Below are 15,912 nucleotides of genomic sequence, written 5' to 3'. Positions count from 1 at the left end.
ATAAGTAATGACGACCTTTATTTCAATCGTGCTGATGTTCGGTGTACTCGTCGCCGTCCATGAATGGGGTCATCTCGTGATGGCGAAACGGGCAGGTATTCTCTGTCGGGAATTCGCGATTGGATTTGGACCGAAAATCTTTTCAGTGTTTAAGAATGAGACGTTGTATACGGTACGTCTGTTGCCAATCGGCGGTTACGTCAAGATGGCGGGTGAAGAACCGGAACTCGTTGAAATCAAATCAGGTCAAACCGTCGGATTACAGTTAAAGGACGGCGTCATCGAGACGATTTATTTCGATGCGGATCAGCCACAAGTCGACCAAGTCGTTACTGTCGAACGGATTGACTTATTGCGTCAACTCGAACTCGTTGGATTGCAAGACGAGACATCGGTTCGCTACCCCGTTTCACCGACAGCATTTCTCGTTGAAGGTCAGACACGGACACAAATTGCACCGTACGATCGTACATTCGGTTCGAAATCCGTATGGAAGCGCGTCCTTGCGATCGCTGCAGGACCGTTCATGAACTTTGTCCTCGCGTTCGTTATCCTGTTCGGTCTTGCCTTATATAATGGCTCTCCAACGGGGGACAGCGTCATCGGAACAGTTCAAAAGGGTTCTCCGGCCGATCAAGCTGGACTTGTTGAAGGTGACCGGATTGTCTCGGTCAACGGTCAGGATACAGCCAAATGGACTGATTTACGTGCTGGATTCCAAGATCGTGCCGGTAAAGCGACAGAAGTGAAATACGAACGTGATGGGAAAGAAACGACAACACAAATCACGCCAAAAGTACAACAGCAAGGAGAACAGAAGGTCGGCATCATCGGCGTCACGAATGAGACAGAAAAATCATTCGGGACAGCACTCCAAACCGGAGTTTCAGAAACATGGCGGATGTCGACGCTCATTGTCGGAGCTGTTGGAGATCTCGTGACGGGTGTCGTCGGCGTCGATCAGTTATCAGGACCAGTTGGGATCGTCAAAATGACCGATCAAGTCGCAGATAGTGGGTTCTCGATGCTATTGACATGGACAGCATTGTTGTCCGTCAACTTAGCAGTCTTCAACTTATTGCCACTTCCAGCACTTGACGGAGGACGATTGTTGTTCCTCTTCCTTGAAGCCTTACGTGGTAAACCAGTTGATCCTCAAAAAGAAGGATTGGTTCACTTCGTCGGTTTCGCGCTTTTGATGCTACTCATGCTCGTCGTCACTTGGAACGACATTCAAAAATTCTTTTAATTAATCACTCAGTCAAAGGAGTTCGTGACTCATTATGAAACAATCAAAACTATTCATGCCAACGTTGCGTGAAGTACCATCTGATGCAGAAGCCATCAGTCACCAACTCTTGCTTCGTGCAGGATTCATGCGTCAAAATGCCGCTGGGATCTATTCGTATCTACCCCTCGCAAAACGAGTACTCGCAAACATCGAGACGATCATCCGCGAGGAATTAGAAGCGGCGGGTGCGCAAGAATTACTGATGCCAGCGATTCAACCAGCTGAACTATGGGAAGAAACAAAACGCTGGGATATCTATGGACCTGAATTAATGCGCTTGACGGATCGTCATGATCGCCGGTTCGCGCTCGGAGCGACACACGAGGAACTGATCACTTCGATCGTTCGTGATGAATTGAACTCGTACAAAAAGTTACCGGTCAATCTCTTCCAGATTCAAATGAAGTACCGTGACGAACGTCGTCCACGTTTCGGTTTATTACGTGGTCGTGAGTTCATCATGAAGGACGCTTATTCGTTCCATTCTTCACAAGAGAGCTTAGACGAAGAGTATCAAAACATGTTTGATACGTATTCGCGGATTTTCACACGTGTCGGTCTTGAGTTCCGTCCAGTCGTCGCTGACTCAGGTGCGATAGGTGGTAGTGGAACACATGAGTTCCATGCGTTAGCAGCAATCGGTGAAGATACGATCGTCTATTCGGATCAGTCGGACTATGCGGCAAACTTAGAGATGGCAGAGTCGATCGACGCCTATCCGAAGCAAGACAAAGCACCAGAAGCACTTGAAGAAGTGCATACGGCAGATGCGAAGACGATCGAAGCGGTCAGCGCACATTTGAATTTACCAGCAAACGAATCAATCAAGACCGTCATCTTCAAGACGGAGCAAGGGCTTGTCATGGCACTCGTCCGGGGCGATCACGAAGTCAACGATATCAAGTTGAAAAACTATCTCGGTGCACTCGACATCACGATGGCGAGCGACGAAGAGATTGAAGCAGCGCTTCACTCAACGCCTGGAACACTTGGACCAATCGGGGCAGATATGAAGGTCGTCGCGGACTACGCGATTCGTGCCTTGACGAACGCTGTCTGTGGTGCAAATAAAGCGGAAACGCATTATATCCATGTCGACCCAAGCCGTGATTTCGAAGCAGAATATACAGACTTGCGTTTCGTCGAAGAAGGTGACGCGTCACCAGACGGTAACGGTCAAGTCAAGTTCGCTCGCGGGATTGAAGTCGGTCAAGTCTTCAAACTCGGAACACGTTACTCAGAAGGAATGGGAGCGACGTTCCTCGACGAGGGCGGTAAAGCACAACCTCTCATCATGGGTTGTTACGGCATTGGTGTCTCGCGGACATTGTCGGCAGTTGTTGAACAACATTATGATGAGCGTGGAATCATTTGGCCAAAAGCAATCGCGCCATACGATGTTCATTTAATCGTCGTCAACGGTAAAAATGCAGAACAACTCGAACTCGGAGAGACACTATACCGTGAGTTGACGGCTGCAGGATTCAGCGTCTTGCTTGACGACCGGAAAGAACGAGCAGGTGTCAAGTTCGCCGATGCTGATTTGATCGGTCTACCGGTTCGCTTGAACGTCGGGAAAAAAGCGACAGAAGGAATCGTCGAATTAAAAGCCCGTCGTGGTGGCGATGCAGAAGAAGTTGGACAGGAACAAGTCGTTGAGGCTGTTCGTTCACTCTATGAAGGTTTAGAATAAAGAATGGAGACGGTCACTTTTCATAAAGTGACTGTTTTCTTGTCTCACACCCATTCGCCCCTTGGGCAATCCGCAAGAGGAGGAGGAGTTGCTGTCACGGTGTGAAGCGATCAGACAGCACAATTGCGAGTGGATACACAACAACGCATGTCACTGTTGCTCAGTGACTTGGAATTACCGAACGGTATCATTGAAGAATACTTTCACGAAGCAGTTCTCGAGAAGCTTCGCGTCAATAAAGCAAAGGCAACCTGGACATTTGAAATTCGCTTGCCACATGTTTTACCCCAAAACGTCTATCAACTCTTTACGAGTCGTTTGACAAGTCGGTATCAGCAATTTGCCGAAGTCAAAATCATATTACACGCAGATAGCCGTCCAGATGAACGGATGTATCATGATTACTGGCCATATGTCGTGCAGGATCTCGCAGATGTCTCATCGGCAATGCGGACACAACTCGGGCGTGTCTTACCGGAGTTTAAAGAACAGAAACTATTCATTCCGGTCCGAAGTGAACCGGAAGCAGGTTTCTTAAAGAGTAGCTTATGTGGGGAATTACAATTACTCTATAGTGCTTACGGATTCCCAAAATTCAACTGTGAACCGATTGTTCAGATCAACGAATCGAAACAAGAAGCGTTGCGAAATCAGGTGAAACAGGAAGACATGGAAGAAGCAAAACGGATGCTCGAGTTGCAATTCAAACGGGAACAATCGCGAGATGACGATGATGGCCCTGTCGAAATCCGGATCGGGAAACCAATTCAAGATGAGATCGTTCCGATCAAGACGATTCAAGATGAGGAACGACGGATTGCGATCCGTGGTCTTGTTTTCTCAGCTGAGAGTCGTGAACTACGAAGTGGGAAGACAATTTTTACGTTCAAGATGACAGATTATACGGACTCGCTCGTCGTCAAAATGTTTGCGCGTGACGAAACAGACGTCAAAATCCTCTCAGCCATCAAAAAAGGCATGTGGATTCAAGCAGCAGGTCGTGTCGAGTTCGATACGTTCCTGCGCGATCTCTGTATGATGATTGCCCAACTGTCAGAAGTGAAGATGGAAGCCCCTGCTGACCCTTGGGCAGGCGAGAAACGTGTCGAGTTACATGCGCACTCGCAAATGAGCCAGATGGACGCCGTCATGAACGTGACAAAATACGTCGAGCGTGCCGCAAAATGGGGTCACCCTGCTGTCGCGATCACGGATCACGCCGGTGCACAAAGTTTTCCGGATGCCTATTATGCCGGAAAGAAAAACGATATCAAGGTACTGTACGGAATTGAAGCAAACGTCGTCAATGACGGGGTGCAAGTCGCCTACCATCCGGTGGAGCGCAATTTGGATGACGCGACATTCGTCGTCTTTGACGTCGAGACAACTGGTTTATCGGCGATGTACAACAAGATCATCGAACTTGCAGCTGTTAAAATCCACGATGGTGATATCATCGATAAATTCGAAGCATTCGCGGATCCGAAGCATCTATTGTCGGCGACGACGATTGACTTGACAGGGATTACCGATGATATGGTCCGGGGAAAACCAGACCCGGAACAAGTCGTCAAGGAATTCATGGACTGGGTCGGCGACTCGATTCTCGTTGCCCACAATGCCTCGTTTGATATTGGATTCTTGAATGCGACACTCCGGTCTGGTGGTCACGATGAATCAGTCTTACCGGTCATTGATACGCTTGAGTTGGCCCGTGTCCTGATGCCGACACTTAAAAACCACCGGTTGAACACACTCGCGAAACGATTTGACATCGAATTGACGCAGCATCACCGCGCCATTTATGATGCGGAAGCGACAGGATATTTGATGGTCAAGTTGCTTCAAATGGCAGATGAGATGTTCAACATGAAGACACATGCCTCACTCAACCGAGAGATGGGAAAAGATATCTCGCGGGCACGACCATACCACGCGACGGTCTATGCGAAGAACCGGACGGGCTTGAAGAATCTGTACCAATTGATTTCGATTGCTCACACAAAACACGTGCACCGTGTCGTCCGCACACCACGCTCACAACTCATCGCACATCGGGATGGATTGATCATCGGGTCAGCTTGTGATAACGGCGAGGTATTTGATGCCGCCTTGAATAAGTCGGACGAAGATTTAGCAAAAGTGATGCAGTTCTATGATTTCATCGAGATTCAACCACCAGCGATGTATGGTCATTTGATCGAACGGGAAATCGTTCAGAATGAACTTGAACTGCGCGAACTGATTAAAAAGATCATCCGTGTCGCGGAAGAACATGACATCTTACCAGTCGCGACTGGTAACGTACATTACCTCGATCAACATGACGCCACGTATCGAGAAATTTTGATCCGGACGCAAGGTGGAGCGAACATGCTGAACATGCGAAAACAATTGCCACCGGCGCATTTCCGGACGACGAAGGAAATGATGGACGACTTTAAGTTCCTCGGACCAGATGTGTCGGAACGTCTCGTCATCACGAACAGTCAAGCCGTCGCGGAACAGTTCGAGAACATCGATATCATTCCAAAAGATCTTTATACACCGAAGATCGAAGGGGCAGACGAAGAAGTTCGGAATCTGTCGTACGATATGGCGCACCGGATTTATGGCGACACGTTACCAGAGATCGTCGAAGCCCGACTCGAAAAAGAGTTGAAGTCGATTATCGGTCACGGATTCGCTGTCATCTATTTGATTTCCCATAAACTCGTAAAAAAATCACTCGACGACGGCTATTTGGTCGGTTCACGGGGATCGGTCGGATCAAGTCTCGTTGCGACGATGACCGAGATCACGGAAGTCAATCCATTGCCACCGCATTATGTCTGTCCGAATTGTAAGGAATCGGAGTTCTTCGATGACGGTTCGGTCGGTTCAGGATTCGATTTACCGGATAAGTCCTGTTCGAAATGTGATGTCCCGTTGTTCAAAGACGGTCATGATATTCCGTTCGAGACGTTCCTTGGATTTAAAGGGGATAAAGTACCGGATATCGATTTGAACTTCAGTGGAGAATACCAGCCGCAGGCACACGCCTATACGAAAGTCTTGTTCGGTGACGATTACGTCTACCGTGCCGGAACGATCGGAACAATCGCCGAGAAGACGGCGTATGGCTATGTCAAAGGGTATCAGTCGGAGAATGAGTTGACATATCGGAATGCGGAAGTCGATCGTCTTGTCAGTGGTGTCACCGGTGTTAAACGGACGACTGGGCAACACCCAGGTGGGATCATCGTCGTACCGGACTATATGGACATTTACGATATCAGTCCGATACAGTATCCCGCAGACGATATGGGTTCTGAATGGAAGACGACACACTTTGACTTCCACTCGATTCACGATAACTTGCTCAAACTCGATATCCTCGGTCACGATGATCCGACGATGATTCGGATGCTACAGGATCTATCAGGACGTGATCCGAAGACGATTCCGGTCGATGACCCGGAAGTTATGAAAATCTTCAGTTCGACGGAATCGATCGGTGTGACGCCGGAGCAAATCGATTCAAAAACGGGAACGCTTGGTATTCCCGAGTTTGGAACAAAATTCGTCCGGCAAATGTTAGAAGAGACGAAACCGACGACGTTCTCAGAGCTCGTCCAGATTTCAGGACTCTCGCACGGAACGGATGTCTGGCTCGGAAACGCCAGCGAATTAATTTACAACGGAACGTGTGAACTAAAAGACGTCATCGGTTGTCGAGATGATATCATGGTCTACTTGATCTACGCTGGTCTTGAACCGTCACTCGCCTTTAAAATCATGGAGTCGGTCCGTAAAGGGAAAGGACTCTCGATTGACATGGAAGAGGCGATGATTGAGAACGATGTGCCGCTCTGGTATATCGATTCCTGCAAGAAAATCAAATATATGTTCCCGAAAGCCCATGCTGCCGCCTACGTCTTGATGGCTGTCCGGATTGCTTATTATAAAGTCCATCATCCGATGTATTACTACGCTTCGTACTTTACGGTACGTGCGGGTGATTTTGACATCGGTGCGATGAATAAGGGCTCTGCTGCCGTTCGGAAAGTCTTGCAAGACATCAAGGACAAAGGATTCGAGGCGACGGCGAAGGATAAGGGATTGTACACGGTTCTTGAAATCGCACTTGAGATGATTGAACGCGGCTTTACGTTCCAAAAGGTCGATCTCTATCGCTCGAGTGCAACGGAATTCCTCATTGACGGGGATACGCTGTTACCACCGTTTAACGCCGTGACAGGTCTCGGGACGAATGCTGCGAAGCAAATCGTCGAAGCGCGTAAAGGTGGAGAATTCCTCTCGAAGGAAGACCTCCAAAAACGCGCCAAATTGTCGAAATCGATCATCGAGACGCTCGATAACCTAGGCTGTCTCGAAGGGTTACCAGACGAGAATCAGCTCTCCTTGTTCGACTTGTAAGCCCTTAGGAACACTTGCTTTGAGCGCTTTCCTATGCTATATTGAGTGAGGAAATGTTTTTTATACTACGACTTGGAAGGAGTAGGGGGACCTGCTCCTTTCTTGTTTGTTTTTTGAAGGAGGATGAAGATGACGAACGTAACGGAAAAGGTCGAAGCGCTCGCAAAACCAATCGTCGAACGAGAGGGGATGGAGCTAGTCGACGTTGAATTCGTCAAAGAAGGGGCGGATTGGTTCCTACGTGTCTCCATCGACAAAGAGGGTGGCGTGGATCTTGAAGACTGCGTCAAAATCAATGAACAGTTATCGGAAGCATTGAATGACAATGATCCGATCGACGAGCCGTATTACCTCGACGTCGCTAGTCCAGGAGCGGAACGTCCACTGAAGAAAGACGAGGACTTCGAAAAGGCGATTGGGAAACATGTGTACATCAAAACGCACGATCCAGTAAAGAATGCGGTTGAATTCGAAGGAACGTTGCTCGCGTACACACCTGAGATGCTTGAAATCGAAGTGCGTGTCAAAACAAGAAAATTGAAAATTGAGATACCGGTCGACAAGATTTCACTTGCGCGACTTGCGGTAATGTTCTGACGGAAAGGAAGAGAACGATGGGACCACAGTTACTCGAGGCGATCAATCAAATCGCGAAAGAGAAGGAAATTGACAAGAACATCATCATCGATGCGCTCGAACAGGCATTGATTTCAGCGTACCGACGCAACTTCGGAAAAGAATCGGAGGCTGTAAAAGTCGAATTCGACCAGCAGACAGGAGACATCCGTGTCTTCGCGCTTAAGGAAGTCGTCGAACGATTGACACAACCAGAAGAGCAACTTTCGCTTGAAGAAGCGCACGAGATCGATCCGACATATGAACTCGGCGATTTCCATAAAGTCGAAGTGACGCCAGGCGACTTCGGTCGTGTTGCAGCACAAACGGCGAAACAGATCGTCACACAAAAAATGCGTGAAGCAGAACGCGAACGCATCTACAATCACTTCGCGGATCGTGAAGACGAGATCATGACAGGTATCGTCGAGCGTCAAGATGCACGCAACTTGTACGTCAACCTAGAAGGGATCGAAGCTGTTTTGACGACACACGAACAAATGCCCAATGAGCGTTTCGGGATTCGTGATCGCATCAAGGTGTACGTCACGAAAGTTGATCCAATGGTCAAAGGATCAGGGGCATCGATTCTCGTCTCACGGACACATCCAGGTCTCTTAAAACGTCTTTTCGAAATCGAAGTACCAGAGATTTCAAGTGGCGAAGTCGAAGTCAAGTCTGTTGCACGTGAAGCGGGCGACCGTTCGAAAATCGCAGTCGCAGCGGACGACATCGATCCAGTTGGCGCATGTGTCGGACAAAAAGGGGCACGTGTACAACGCATCGTCAATGATTTGAACGGGGAAAAAATCGATATCGTTCGTTACTCGGATGATCCGAAAGAATATGTCGCGAACGCACTCAGCCCAGCTCAAGTCGTTGCAGTCTATGTCAACGAACCAGCGAAAGCGACGATCGTCGTCGTTCCAGATTTCCAGCTGTCACTTGCAATCGGGAAACGTGGTCAAAACGCACGTCTCGCAGCAAAATTGACTGGTTGGAAAATTGATATCAAGAGCGAGTCTGAAGCGGAAGCGATGGATCTCGAAGATGTCTTCGCGACGGAAGAGCCGGCAGTAGAAGCGGTCCATGTCGAAGGCGAGGAATAATTCGTGCAAAAAAAGGTACCATTACGCAAGTGTGTCATCACACAAGAAATGAAACCGAAAAAAGAGTTGATTCGTGTCGTCCGAACACCTGAACAAGAGGTCGTCATCGATTTAAATGGTAAGATGAATGGGCGGGGTGCCTATTTATCGAAAGATGCGGCAGTCATTGCGACGGCGAAGAAAAAACGGACGCTTGATCATCATTTGAAGATCAAGACGACAGATGCCTTATACGATGAATTGCTTGAAATCGCGGGAGGTACAAATGAGTAAATGGGAATCCCTTCTCGGTCTCGCGAATCGAGCTAGAAAAGTGACGACGGGAGAAGAACTCGTACTGAAAGAAGTACGAGGAGGGCAAGCGAAGCTTGTTCTTTTAGCAGCAGATGCGGGGGCTGCCACGCGTAAGAAAGTCACAGATAAATGTACAAGTTATCAGGTTCCTTACCTAGAAGTCGCCGACCGGACGATTCTCGGTCAAGCATTAGGAAAGGATGCGCGTGTTGTCGTGTCAGTCAATGAAGCCGGATTTGCGAAAAAGCTAACTGAACTCCTCTCGAACGACTAATTGGAGGTGGATCCTTTGGGTAAACGTGTATACGAATTCGCCAAGGAACAAAATGTAACAAGTAAGCAGGTCATCACCCAGCTTGAAAAGCTGGAGAAACCAGTCAAGAATCATATGGCAGTATTAGATGAACAGACAGTACAGCAACTCGATCAAGTATTTAATCCCGAGAAATATCGGGCTCAAAAGACGGAGGCTCCAAAACAAGTGAAATCAGATAATAAACCGAACCGACCAGGAAGTACAAACAAACCAGCAGGTAACCAATCACGTAACAGCAAAGGCGGACGCCCAGAATTCGGCAACCGTAACAACCGTGGCGGCAAACGTCGTCCGAACCAAAAGAAAGCAGAACCGCGTAAACTTGAAGTAGCGGATCCGAACTCGAAGTCGAGTCAACGCAAAGCTGCTCGCCGTGCACAAGAAGAGGCGATGGCAAACGTCGTTCAATACTCTGACAACTTGACAGTCGGTGAACTCGCTGAAAAAATGGCGAAAAAACCGAATGAACTGATCATGAAATTGATGGGTCTCGGTGTCATGGCGAACATCAACCAAGATCTTGATGACGAGACAGTGGAACTTCTCGCGACAGAGTTCGGCTTTGAAGTCGAGAAGACAGTCCAAGTCGATGAGACGGACTTTGATCAGTACGAATTGAATCTCGACCAGTACGAGTTGTCTGAGCGTCCACCGGTCGTTACGATCATGGGACACGTTGACCACGGTAAAACGACATTGCTTGATTCGATTCGTAACACGAAGGTCACTGCAGGCGAAGCTGGCGGGATCACACAGCACATCGGTGCTTACCAAGTTGAGATCGACGGCAAGAAAATTACGTTCCTTGATACACCAGGTCACGCGGCGTTCACGACAATGCGTGCACGTGGAGCAGATGTCACGGATATCGCGATCATCGTCGTTGCAGCGGATGACGGTGTCATGCCACAGACGGAAGAAGCGATCAGCCACGCGAAAGCAGCTGGCGTTCCAATCATCGTTGCTGTCAACAAGATGGATAAAGAAGGCGCAAACCCAGACCGTGTCAAACAAGAATTGACAGAGTTTGAACTCGTTGCAGAGGACTGGGGCGGCGATACAATCTTCGTACCGGTTTCAGCTCTTAAAGGAGACGGCATCGACGAATTGCTCGAGATGATCCTTCTCGTCTCAGAAGTTCAAGAATATAAATCAACACCAGACATGAACGGTCGCGGAACAGTCATCGAGGCGAAACTCGATAAAGGACGCGGTCCAGTCGCTACACTTCTCGTTCAACACGGAACACTTCGCGTTGGTGACCCGATCGTCGTCGGTCACACGTTCGGTCGTATCCGGGCAATGGTCAACGATATCGGTCGTCGTGTCAAAGAAGTCGGACCATCGACGCCAATCGAAATTACAGGTTTGAACGATGTCCCGAAAGCGGGTGATCAATTCTTCGCGTTCGAAGATGAGAAAAAAGCACGCCAAATCGGTGAAGCACGTTACCAACGTGAAATCGAAGCACAACGTCGCGATTCAGCGAAAGTCAGCTTAGAAGATCTCTTCGACCGCATCAAAGAAGGCGAAGTCAAGGATCTCAACATCATCATCAAAGGTGATGTCCAAGGTTCAGTTGAAGCCTTAGCCGGTTCATTGAAGAAAATTGATGTCGAAGGTGTTAAAATTAACATCGTACACTCAGGTGTTGGTGCGATCACGGAAGGTGACGTCATCCTCGCCTCAGCAGCAAATGCGATCATCATCGGATTCAACGTTCGTCCGGATGGTAACGCAAAATCAATGGCAGATCAGGAGAAAGTCGAAATTCGTCTTCACCGGATCATCTATAACGCGATTGAAGAAATCGAGCAAGCGATGAAAGGTCTCCTTGATCCTGAATTCGTCGAGAAAATCATCGGTCAAGCTGAAGTCCGCGATGTCATCAAAGTATCGAAAGTCGGTACGATCGCAGGTGGATATGTCACGGAAGGTAAGTTGACGCGTGATGCAGGCGTCCGTGTCGTTCGTGACAGCATCGTCATCTACGAAGGAAAACTCGATACACTTCGCCGCTTCAAAGATGATGTCAAAGAAGTCGCTGCTGGTTACGAATGTGGTATTAAGATCGAACGTTATGATGACGTAAAAGTCGATGATGTCATCGAAGCGTTCATCATGGAAGAAGTCAAACGGAAGTAACAGAACGGAATCCATTCTTCCGAACTGGAGGGAACAAACATGAGTTTACGCTCGAATCGTGTCGCCGAACAGGTGCGTAAGGAAATTACGCAACTGCTCATCAAAGATGTCAAGGATCCACGCGTCAAGCCGATTACCGTCACAGGTGTCGAAGTGACAGGAGACTTGCAACAAGCGACGATCTTCTATTCGGTCCTCGGTGACGAAAAAGCACGTGAGGATGCGCGCATCGGTCTTGAAAAATCAAAAGGCTTCATGCGCAAGGAAATCGGATCGCGGATTCGTCTACGAAAAACACCTGAATTATTGTTCGAGGTCGATTCTTCTGTCGAATACGGATCACGCATTGATGAGTTGCTTCGGAATTTGAACAAAGATTAACATCTAAGGCAACCACGTGTGTGGTTGCCTTTTTTCAAGGAGGAAATAACGTGGAACCCATCGGAGTATTACCGTTAGATAAACCAGCGGGTATGACGAGTCATGATTGTGTCTTTCGTCTACGTCGCTTGTTTCAGACGAAAAAAGTCGGACATACAGGTACGCTTGATCCGGAAGTAACGGGTGTCTTACCGATTTGTCTCGGTCGAGCGACGAAGCTTGCCCGCTTCATCACGGATGAAGGAAAGCGCTACGCGGCGGAAGTGACGATTGGCTTTGCAACGACGACGGAAGATGCGCACGGGGAAACAGTTCGCGAAACAGCGGTTGAACCGGGAACTATTACCGAGGAAGCAATTGAGGACATCTTGACTCAATTGACAGGAGAGATCGAGCAGACGCCACCGTATTATTCAGCTGTTAAAGTGAATGGGAAAAAATTATATGAATATGCCCGAAAAGGCATTGAAGTCGAACGACCGACACGAATCGTCCGCATCGATCGATTAGAGCGGACATCGACCCTTGTGTTCGAAGATGGTCTTTGTCGCTTCCGCCTCGATATTGCATGTGGAAAAGGGACGTATATCCGGACATTAGCAGTAGAAATCGGAGAACGACTTGGTTACGCGGCACACATGAGTGAACTACGCCGGACAGGCTCTGGTGCGATTGCTGAGACGGATACAGTGACTCTTGAGACACTCGAATCGTATGAGACAGTCGAAGAACGGATGCAACACATCCTACCGATCGAACACGTCATCCAAAAATGGCCACGCTTGACGGTCGATGCGTCAACAGCGCAACGTGTCTTGAACGGAGCAAAGCTAACAAGCATTCCAGTCGAATTCGAGCTGTTTACTGTCTATAATGAAGAAGACGTACCTTTAGCGCTATATCGACGTCTTCCAGAAGAACAGGTAGCACGCGTCGAGGTCATGCTACAAATCGATTAAGATCGGAGAGAGCATCATGGACATCATACATTTAACATATCCGGAACAACCTCAAAAAGACCCTGCTGTCATCGCACTCGGCTTTTTTGACGGTGTACATCTCGGACATCAGCAAGTCATCGCAGCAGCACGGAAAGAGGCGGAGGCTCGTCGCCTGCCCTTGGCTATCATGACCTTTGATCCCCATCCGAAACAAGTGCTTGGTAAAGGGGATGAACCAGTCCACTACATCACACCGCTTGAACGTAAATTAGAGAAACTCGAGCAGCTTGGTGTAGATCGTGTTTATGTGATTGAGTTTACGATTCCTTTCTCGGAATTATCACCGCAAGCGTTCGTCGACGAATATCTGATTGCGTCTGGAGCAGAACACGTCGTTGCTGGATTCGATTATTCATACGGTCGTTTCGGAGCCGGCAAAATGGCGACGCTTGATTTTCATAGTCGTGGCACATTTACGCATACCGTCGTAGCAGAATTCCAAGAAGAAGCTGAAAAGATCAGCTCAACCCGGATTCGTCGTTTACTTGCTGCAGGAGAAGTCGAACCGGCTACATGTTTGCTTGGAGAACCTTACCAAATCAAAGGCACGATCATTCACGGTGACGCACGCGGTCGACAAATTGGCTTCCCGACAGCGAACATGCGCCCAGATTTTGCCTACGTCATTCCAAAACTCGGGGTGTATGCGACATTCGTTCGCCTAGCAGACGGTCGTCGGTTCAAGGCGATGACGAACGTCGGCAGACGCCCGACGTTCTATGAGACGGGAGAGGTCAGCATCGAGACGCATCTTCTTGACTTTGATGAGGATCTTTATGGTCAAGAATTGACGCTTGAATGGATTGCTTACTTACGCGATGAAAAAGCCTTCAACGGTATCGATCAATTGAAAGAACAATTGGCACGGGACCGCGAAGAAGCAAAGGTACAATTAAGCGTTTGACAGTACGGACAGGGTTCGTTATGATAGGTCAGTACGATCACGTACAGCCGATTCACTTGGCATCTGGTCTCACCATCCGATGCTCGGGAATACGGTCATTCATAAGATGGAGGTGGAGTGACAATGGCACTCACAAAAGAACGTAAAAACGAAATCATCGAAGCATATGCTACGAAACAAGGCGATACTGGTTCGCCGGAAGTACAAGTTGCTGTTTTAACTGAACAGATCACAACTTTGAACGATCACTTACGTACACACAAAAAGGATCACCACTCACGTCGTGGTCTCTTGAAAATGGTCGGTCGTCGCCGTAACTTGCTCACATACCTTCGTAACAAGGATGTTGCACGTTACCGTTCGTTGATCGAGCGTCTTGGTCTCCGTCGCTAATCCCGACGAGAACGAGGTAGGGAAGCAGGAGCATCGTCTCCTGTTTCTTTTTTTTGCCGATTCATGGACTTTTTGCGCAAGAACCTACATAATTAGATTTGAATGAAAAAACGGATAGCAGTGAGAGGAGATTTGTGCATGTCACAAACAAAACAGACGTTTTCGACCGAACTCGGTGGACGTCCATTAACGATTGAAATCGGTCAATTAGCAAAACAAGCGAACGGAGCAGCATTGATTCGTTACGGCGATACAGCCGTTCTTGCTACGGTCGTTGCATCAAAACAACCGAAGGACTTAGATTTCTTCCCATTAACAGTGAACTATGAAGAAAAATTATATGCGGCAGGGAAAATCCCAGGTGGATTCCTCAAACGTGAAGGACGTCCTGGAGAGAGTGCGATCTTGACTTCGCGTCTGATCGACCGTCCAATCCGTCCATTATTCCCGGACGGTTTCCGTCACGACGTTCAAGTGGCGACGACGGTTCTTTCGTCAGATGCTGACAATTCACCAGAAGTCGCTGCGATGATCGGGGCTTCGATTGCGCTTTCGATCTCGGATATTCCATTCGACGGTCCAATCGCAGGCGTGACGATCGGTCGCGTTGACGGAGAATTCGTCGTGAACCCGACTTCAGCGCAAATGGAAGTCAGCGACATCGACCTTCAAGTTGCCGGAACAAAACATGCCGTCAACATGGTTGAAGCAGGTGCGAAGGAAGTATCGGAACAAGCAATGCTTGAAGCGATCTTGCTCGGACACGATGTCATCAAGGAAATGATCGCGTTCCAAGAAGAAATCGTCGCACAAGTCGGTAAAGAGAAGTTCGAATATACGGTATCAAGCTTCGATGAGACAATCGTCAATCGCCTGAAAGCAGAAGCATTGGCAGAAGTCACACAAGCAGTTCAAGTCGAAGAAAAACAAGCACGTGACGTTGCCATCAACGAAGTCATCGCAAAATACATCGAGTTGTATGCAGCTGACGAGTCCGTCACAGCAGAACAATTGGCAGAAGTATCAGGCGTTCTCAACAAGTTCGTCAAAGACGAAGTCCGTCGCCTCATCACGGAAGACAAAGTTCGTCCAGATGGTCGTGGTCTTGCTGAGATCCGTCCACTTGATTCAGAAGTCGGTCTCTTACCACGTGCGCACGGTTCAGGTTTGTTCACACGCGGTCAGACACAAGTCTTGTCTGTTGCGACACTCGGTGTTGCAGCTGACGCTCAAATCATTGATGGACTTGGTCTGAAGGAAGAGAAACGTTTCATGCACCATTATAACTTCCCACCATTCTCAGTTGGGGAAGCACGTCCGATGCGTGCACCAGGTCGTCGTGAAATTGGTC

12 protein-coding genes and 1 pseudogene (1 of these 13 only partly in view) are annotated in these 15,912 nt (G+C 48.5%); all 13 read left to right on the top strand.

The genetic code is table 11. The features are described from left to right. Positions 1–7 precede the first annotated feature (7 nt). Positions 8–1,249, top strand: coding sequence for an RIP metalloprotease RseP (rseP, locus tag B4F99_RS14445; protein ID WP_056062204.1), 1,242 nt, complete (start codon positions 8–10; stop codon positions 1,247–1,249). Positions 1,250–1,283: 34 nt separating this feature from the next. Continuing rightward, a complete protein-coding gene (locus tag B4F99_RS14440) occupies positions 1,284–2,984 on the top strand; it encodes a proline--tRNA ligase (RefSeq protein ID WP_290759196.1) in 1,701 nt (566 codons plus the stop codon). A 147-nt stretch (positions 2,985–3,131) separates the two neighbouring features. Continuing rightward, on the top strand, positions 3,132–7,403 hold the full coding sequence (locus tag B4F99_RS14435) for a PolC-type DNA polymerase III (RefSeq protein WP_214854740.1): 4,272 nt from the start codon (positions 3,132–3,134) through the stop codon (positions 7,401–7,403). Between the two features lie 129 nt (positions 7,404–7,532). Next, positions 7,533–8,000, top strand: a complete 468-nt coding sequence (gene rimP, locus B4F99_RS14430) for a ribosome maturation factor RimP (protein ID WP_023468684.1) — start codon at positions 7,533–7,535, stop codon at positions 7,998–8,000. A gap of 17 nt (positions 8,001–8,017) precedes the next feature. Further along, positions 8,018–9,127, top strand: a complete 1,110-nt coding sequence (nusA, locus tag B4F99_RS14425; RefSeq protein ID WP_290759193.1) for a transcription termination factor NusA — start codon at positions 8,018–8,020, stop codon at positions 9,125–9,127. Positions 9,128–9,130: 3 nt separating this feature from the next. Next, a complete protein-coding gene (rnpM, locus tag B4F99_RS14420) occupies positions 9,131–9,400 on the top strand; it encodes an RNase P modulator RnpM (protein WP_290759190.1) in 270 nt (89 codons plus the stop codon). Further along, complete coding sequence (locus B4F99_RS14415) at positions 9,393–9,695, top strand: YlxQ family RNA-binding protein (protein WP_023468681.1); 303 nt, start codon at positions 9,393–9,395, stop codon at positions 9,693–9,695. The genes rnpM and B4F99_RS14415 overlap by 8 nt, the downstream gene beginning before the upstream one ends. Before the next feature lie 15 nt (positions 9,696–9,710). Then, on the top strand, positions 9,711–11,882 hold the full coding sequence (infB, locus tag B4F99_RS14410) for a translation initiation factor IF-2 (protein ID WP_290759187.1): 2,172 nt from the start codon (positions 9,711–9,713) through the stop codon (positions 11,880–11,882). 39 nt (positions 11,883–11,921) lie between these two features. Next, positions 11,922–12,263 (top strand): 30S ribosome-binding factor RbfA, encoded by a 342-nt coding sequence (rbfA, locus tag B4F99_RS14405; protein ID WP_023468679.1) that lies wholly within the window; start codon positions 11,922–11,924, stop codon positions 12,261–12,263. 50 nt (positions 12,264–12,313) lie between these two features. Further along, positions 12,314–13,222: a tRNA pseudouridine(55) synthase TruB gene (gene truB / locus B4F99_RS14400; protein WP_290759184.1), complete on the top strand. Its 909-nt coding sequence runs from the start codon at positions 12,314–12,316 to the stop codon at positions 13,220–13,222. A 16-nt stretch (positions 13,223–13,238) separates the two neighbouring features. Further along, a complete protein-coding gene (locus tag B4F99_RS14395; protein WP_290759181.1) occupies positions 13,239–14,168 on the top strand; it encodes a bifunctional riboflavin kinase/FAD synthetase in 930 nt (309 codons plus the stop codon). 123 nt (positions 14,169–14,291) lie between these two features. Then, positions 14,292–14,561, top strand: coding sequence for a 30S ribosomal protein S15 (gene rpsO, locus B4F99_RS14390; RefSeq protein ID WP_023468676.1), 270 nt, complete (start codon positions 14,292–14,294; stop codon positions 14,559–14,561). Positions 14,562–14,699: 138 nt separating this feature from the next. Then, positions 14,700–15,912, top strand: a pseudogene (pnp, locus tag B4F99_RS14385) (polyribonucleotide nucleotidyltransferase) (it continues 990 nt past the right edge of the window).

The organism is Exiguobacterium sp. UBA3491 (assembly GCF_002377745.1).
GTDB lineage: Bacteria > Bacillota > Bacilli > Exiguobacteriales > Exiguobacteriaceae > Exiguobacterium_A.
Note: the sequence above shows the minus strand (reverse complement) of the source record. Positions and strands in the feature narration are given on the sequence as shown.

Bases quoted from the DNA above. Each gene is read 5' to 3' on its own strand.
- rseP (WP_056062204.1), top strand. From the start codon at position 8: ATGACGACCTTTATTTCAATCGTGCTGATGTTCGGTGTACTCGTCGCC.
- B4F99_RS14440 (WP_290759196.1), top strand. From the start codon at position 1,284: ATGAAACAATCAAAACTATTCATGCCAACGTTGCGTGAAGTACCATCT.
- B4F99_RS14435 (WP_214854740.1), top strand. From the start codon at position 3,132: ATGTCACTGTTGCTCAGTGACTTGGAATTACCGAACGGTATCATTGAA.
- rimP (WP_023468684.1), top strand. From the start codon at position 7,533: ATGACGAACGTAACGGAAAAGGTCGAAGCGCTCGCAAAACCAATCGTC.
- nusA (WP_290759193.1), top strand. From the start codon at position 8,018: ATGGGACCACAGTTACTCGAGGCGATCAATCAAATCGCGAAAGAGAAG.
- B4F99_RS14415 (WP_023468681.1), top strand. From the start codon at position 9,393: ATGAGTAAATGGGAATCCCTTCTCGGTCTCGCGAATCGAGCTAGAAAA.
- rbfA (WP_023468679.1), top strand. From the start codon at position 11,922: ATGAGTTTACGCTCGAATCGTGTCGCCGAACAGGTGCGTAAGGAAATT.
- B4F99_RS14395 (WP_290759181.1), top strand. From the start codon at position 13,239: ATGGACATCATACATTTAACATATCCGGAACAACCTCAAAAAGACCCT.
- rpsO (WP_023468676.1), top strand. From the start codon at position 14,292: ATGGCACTCACAAAAGAACGTAAAAACGAAATCATCGAAGCATATGCT.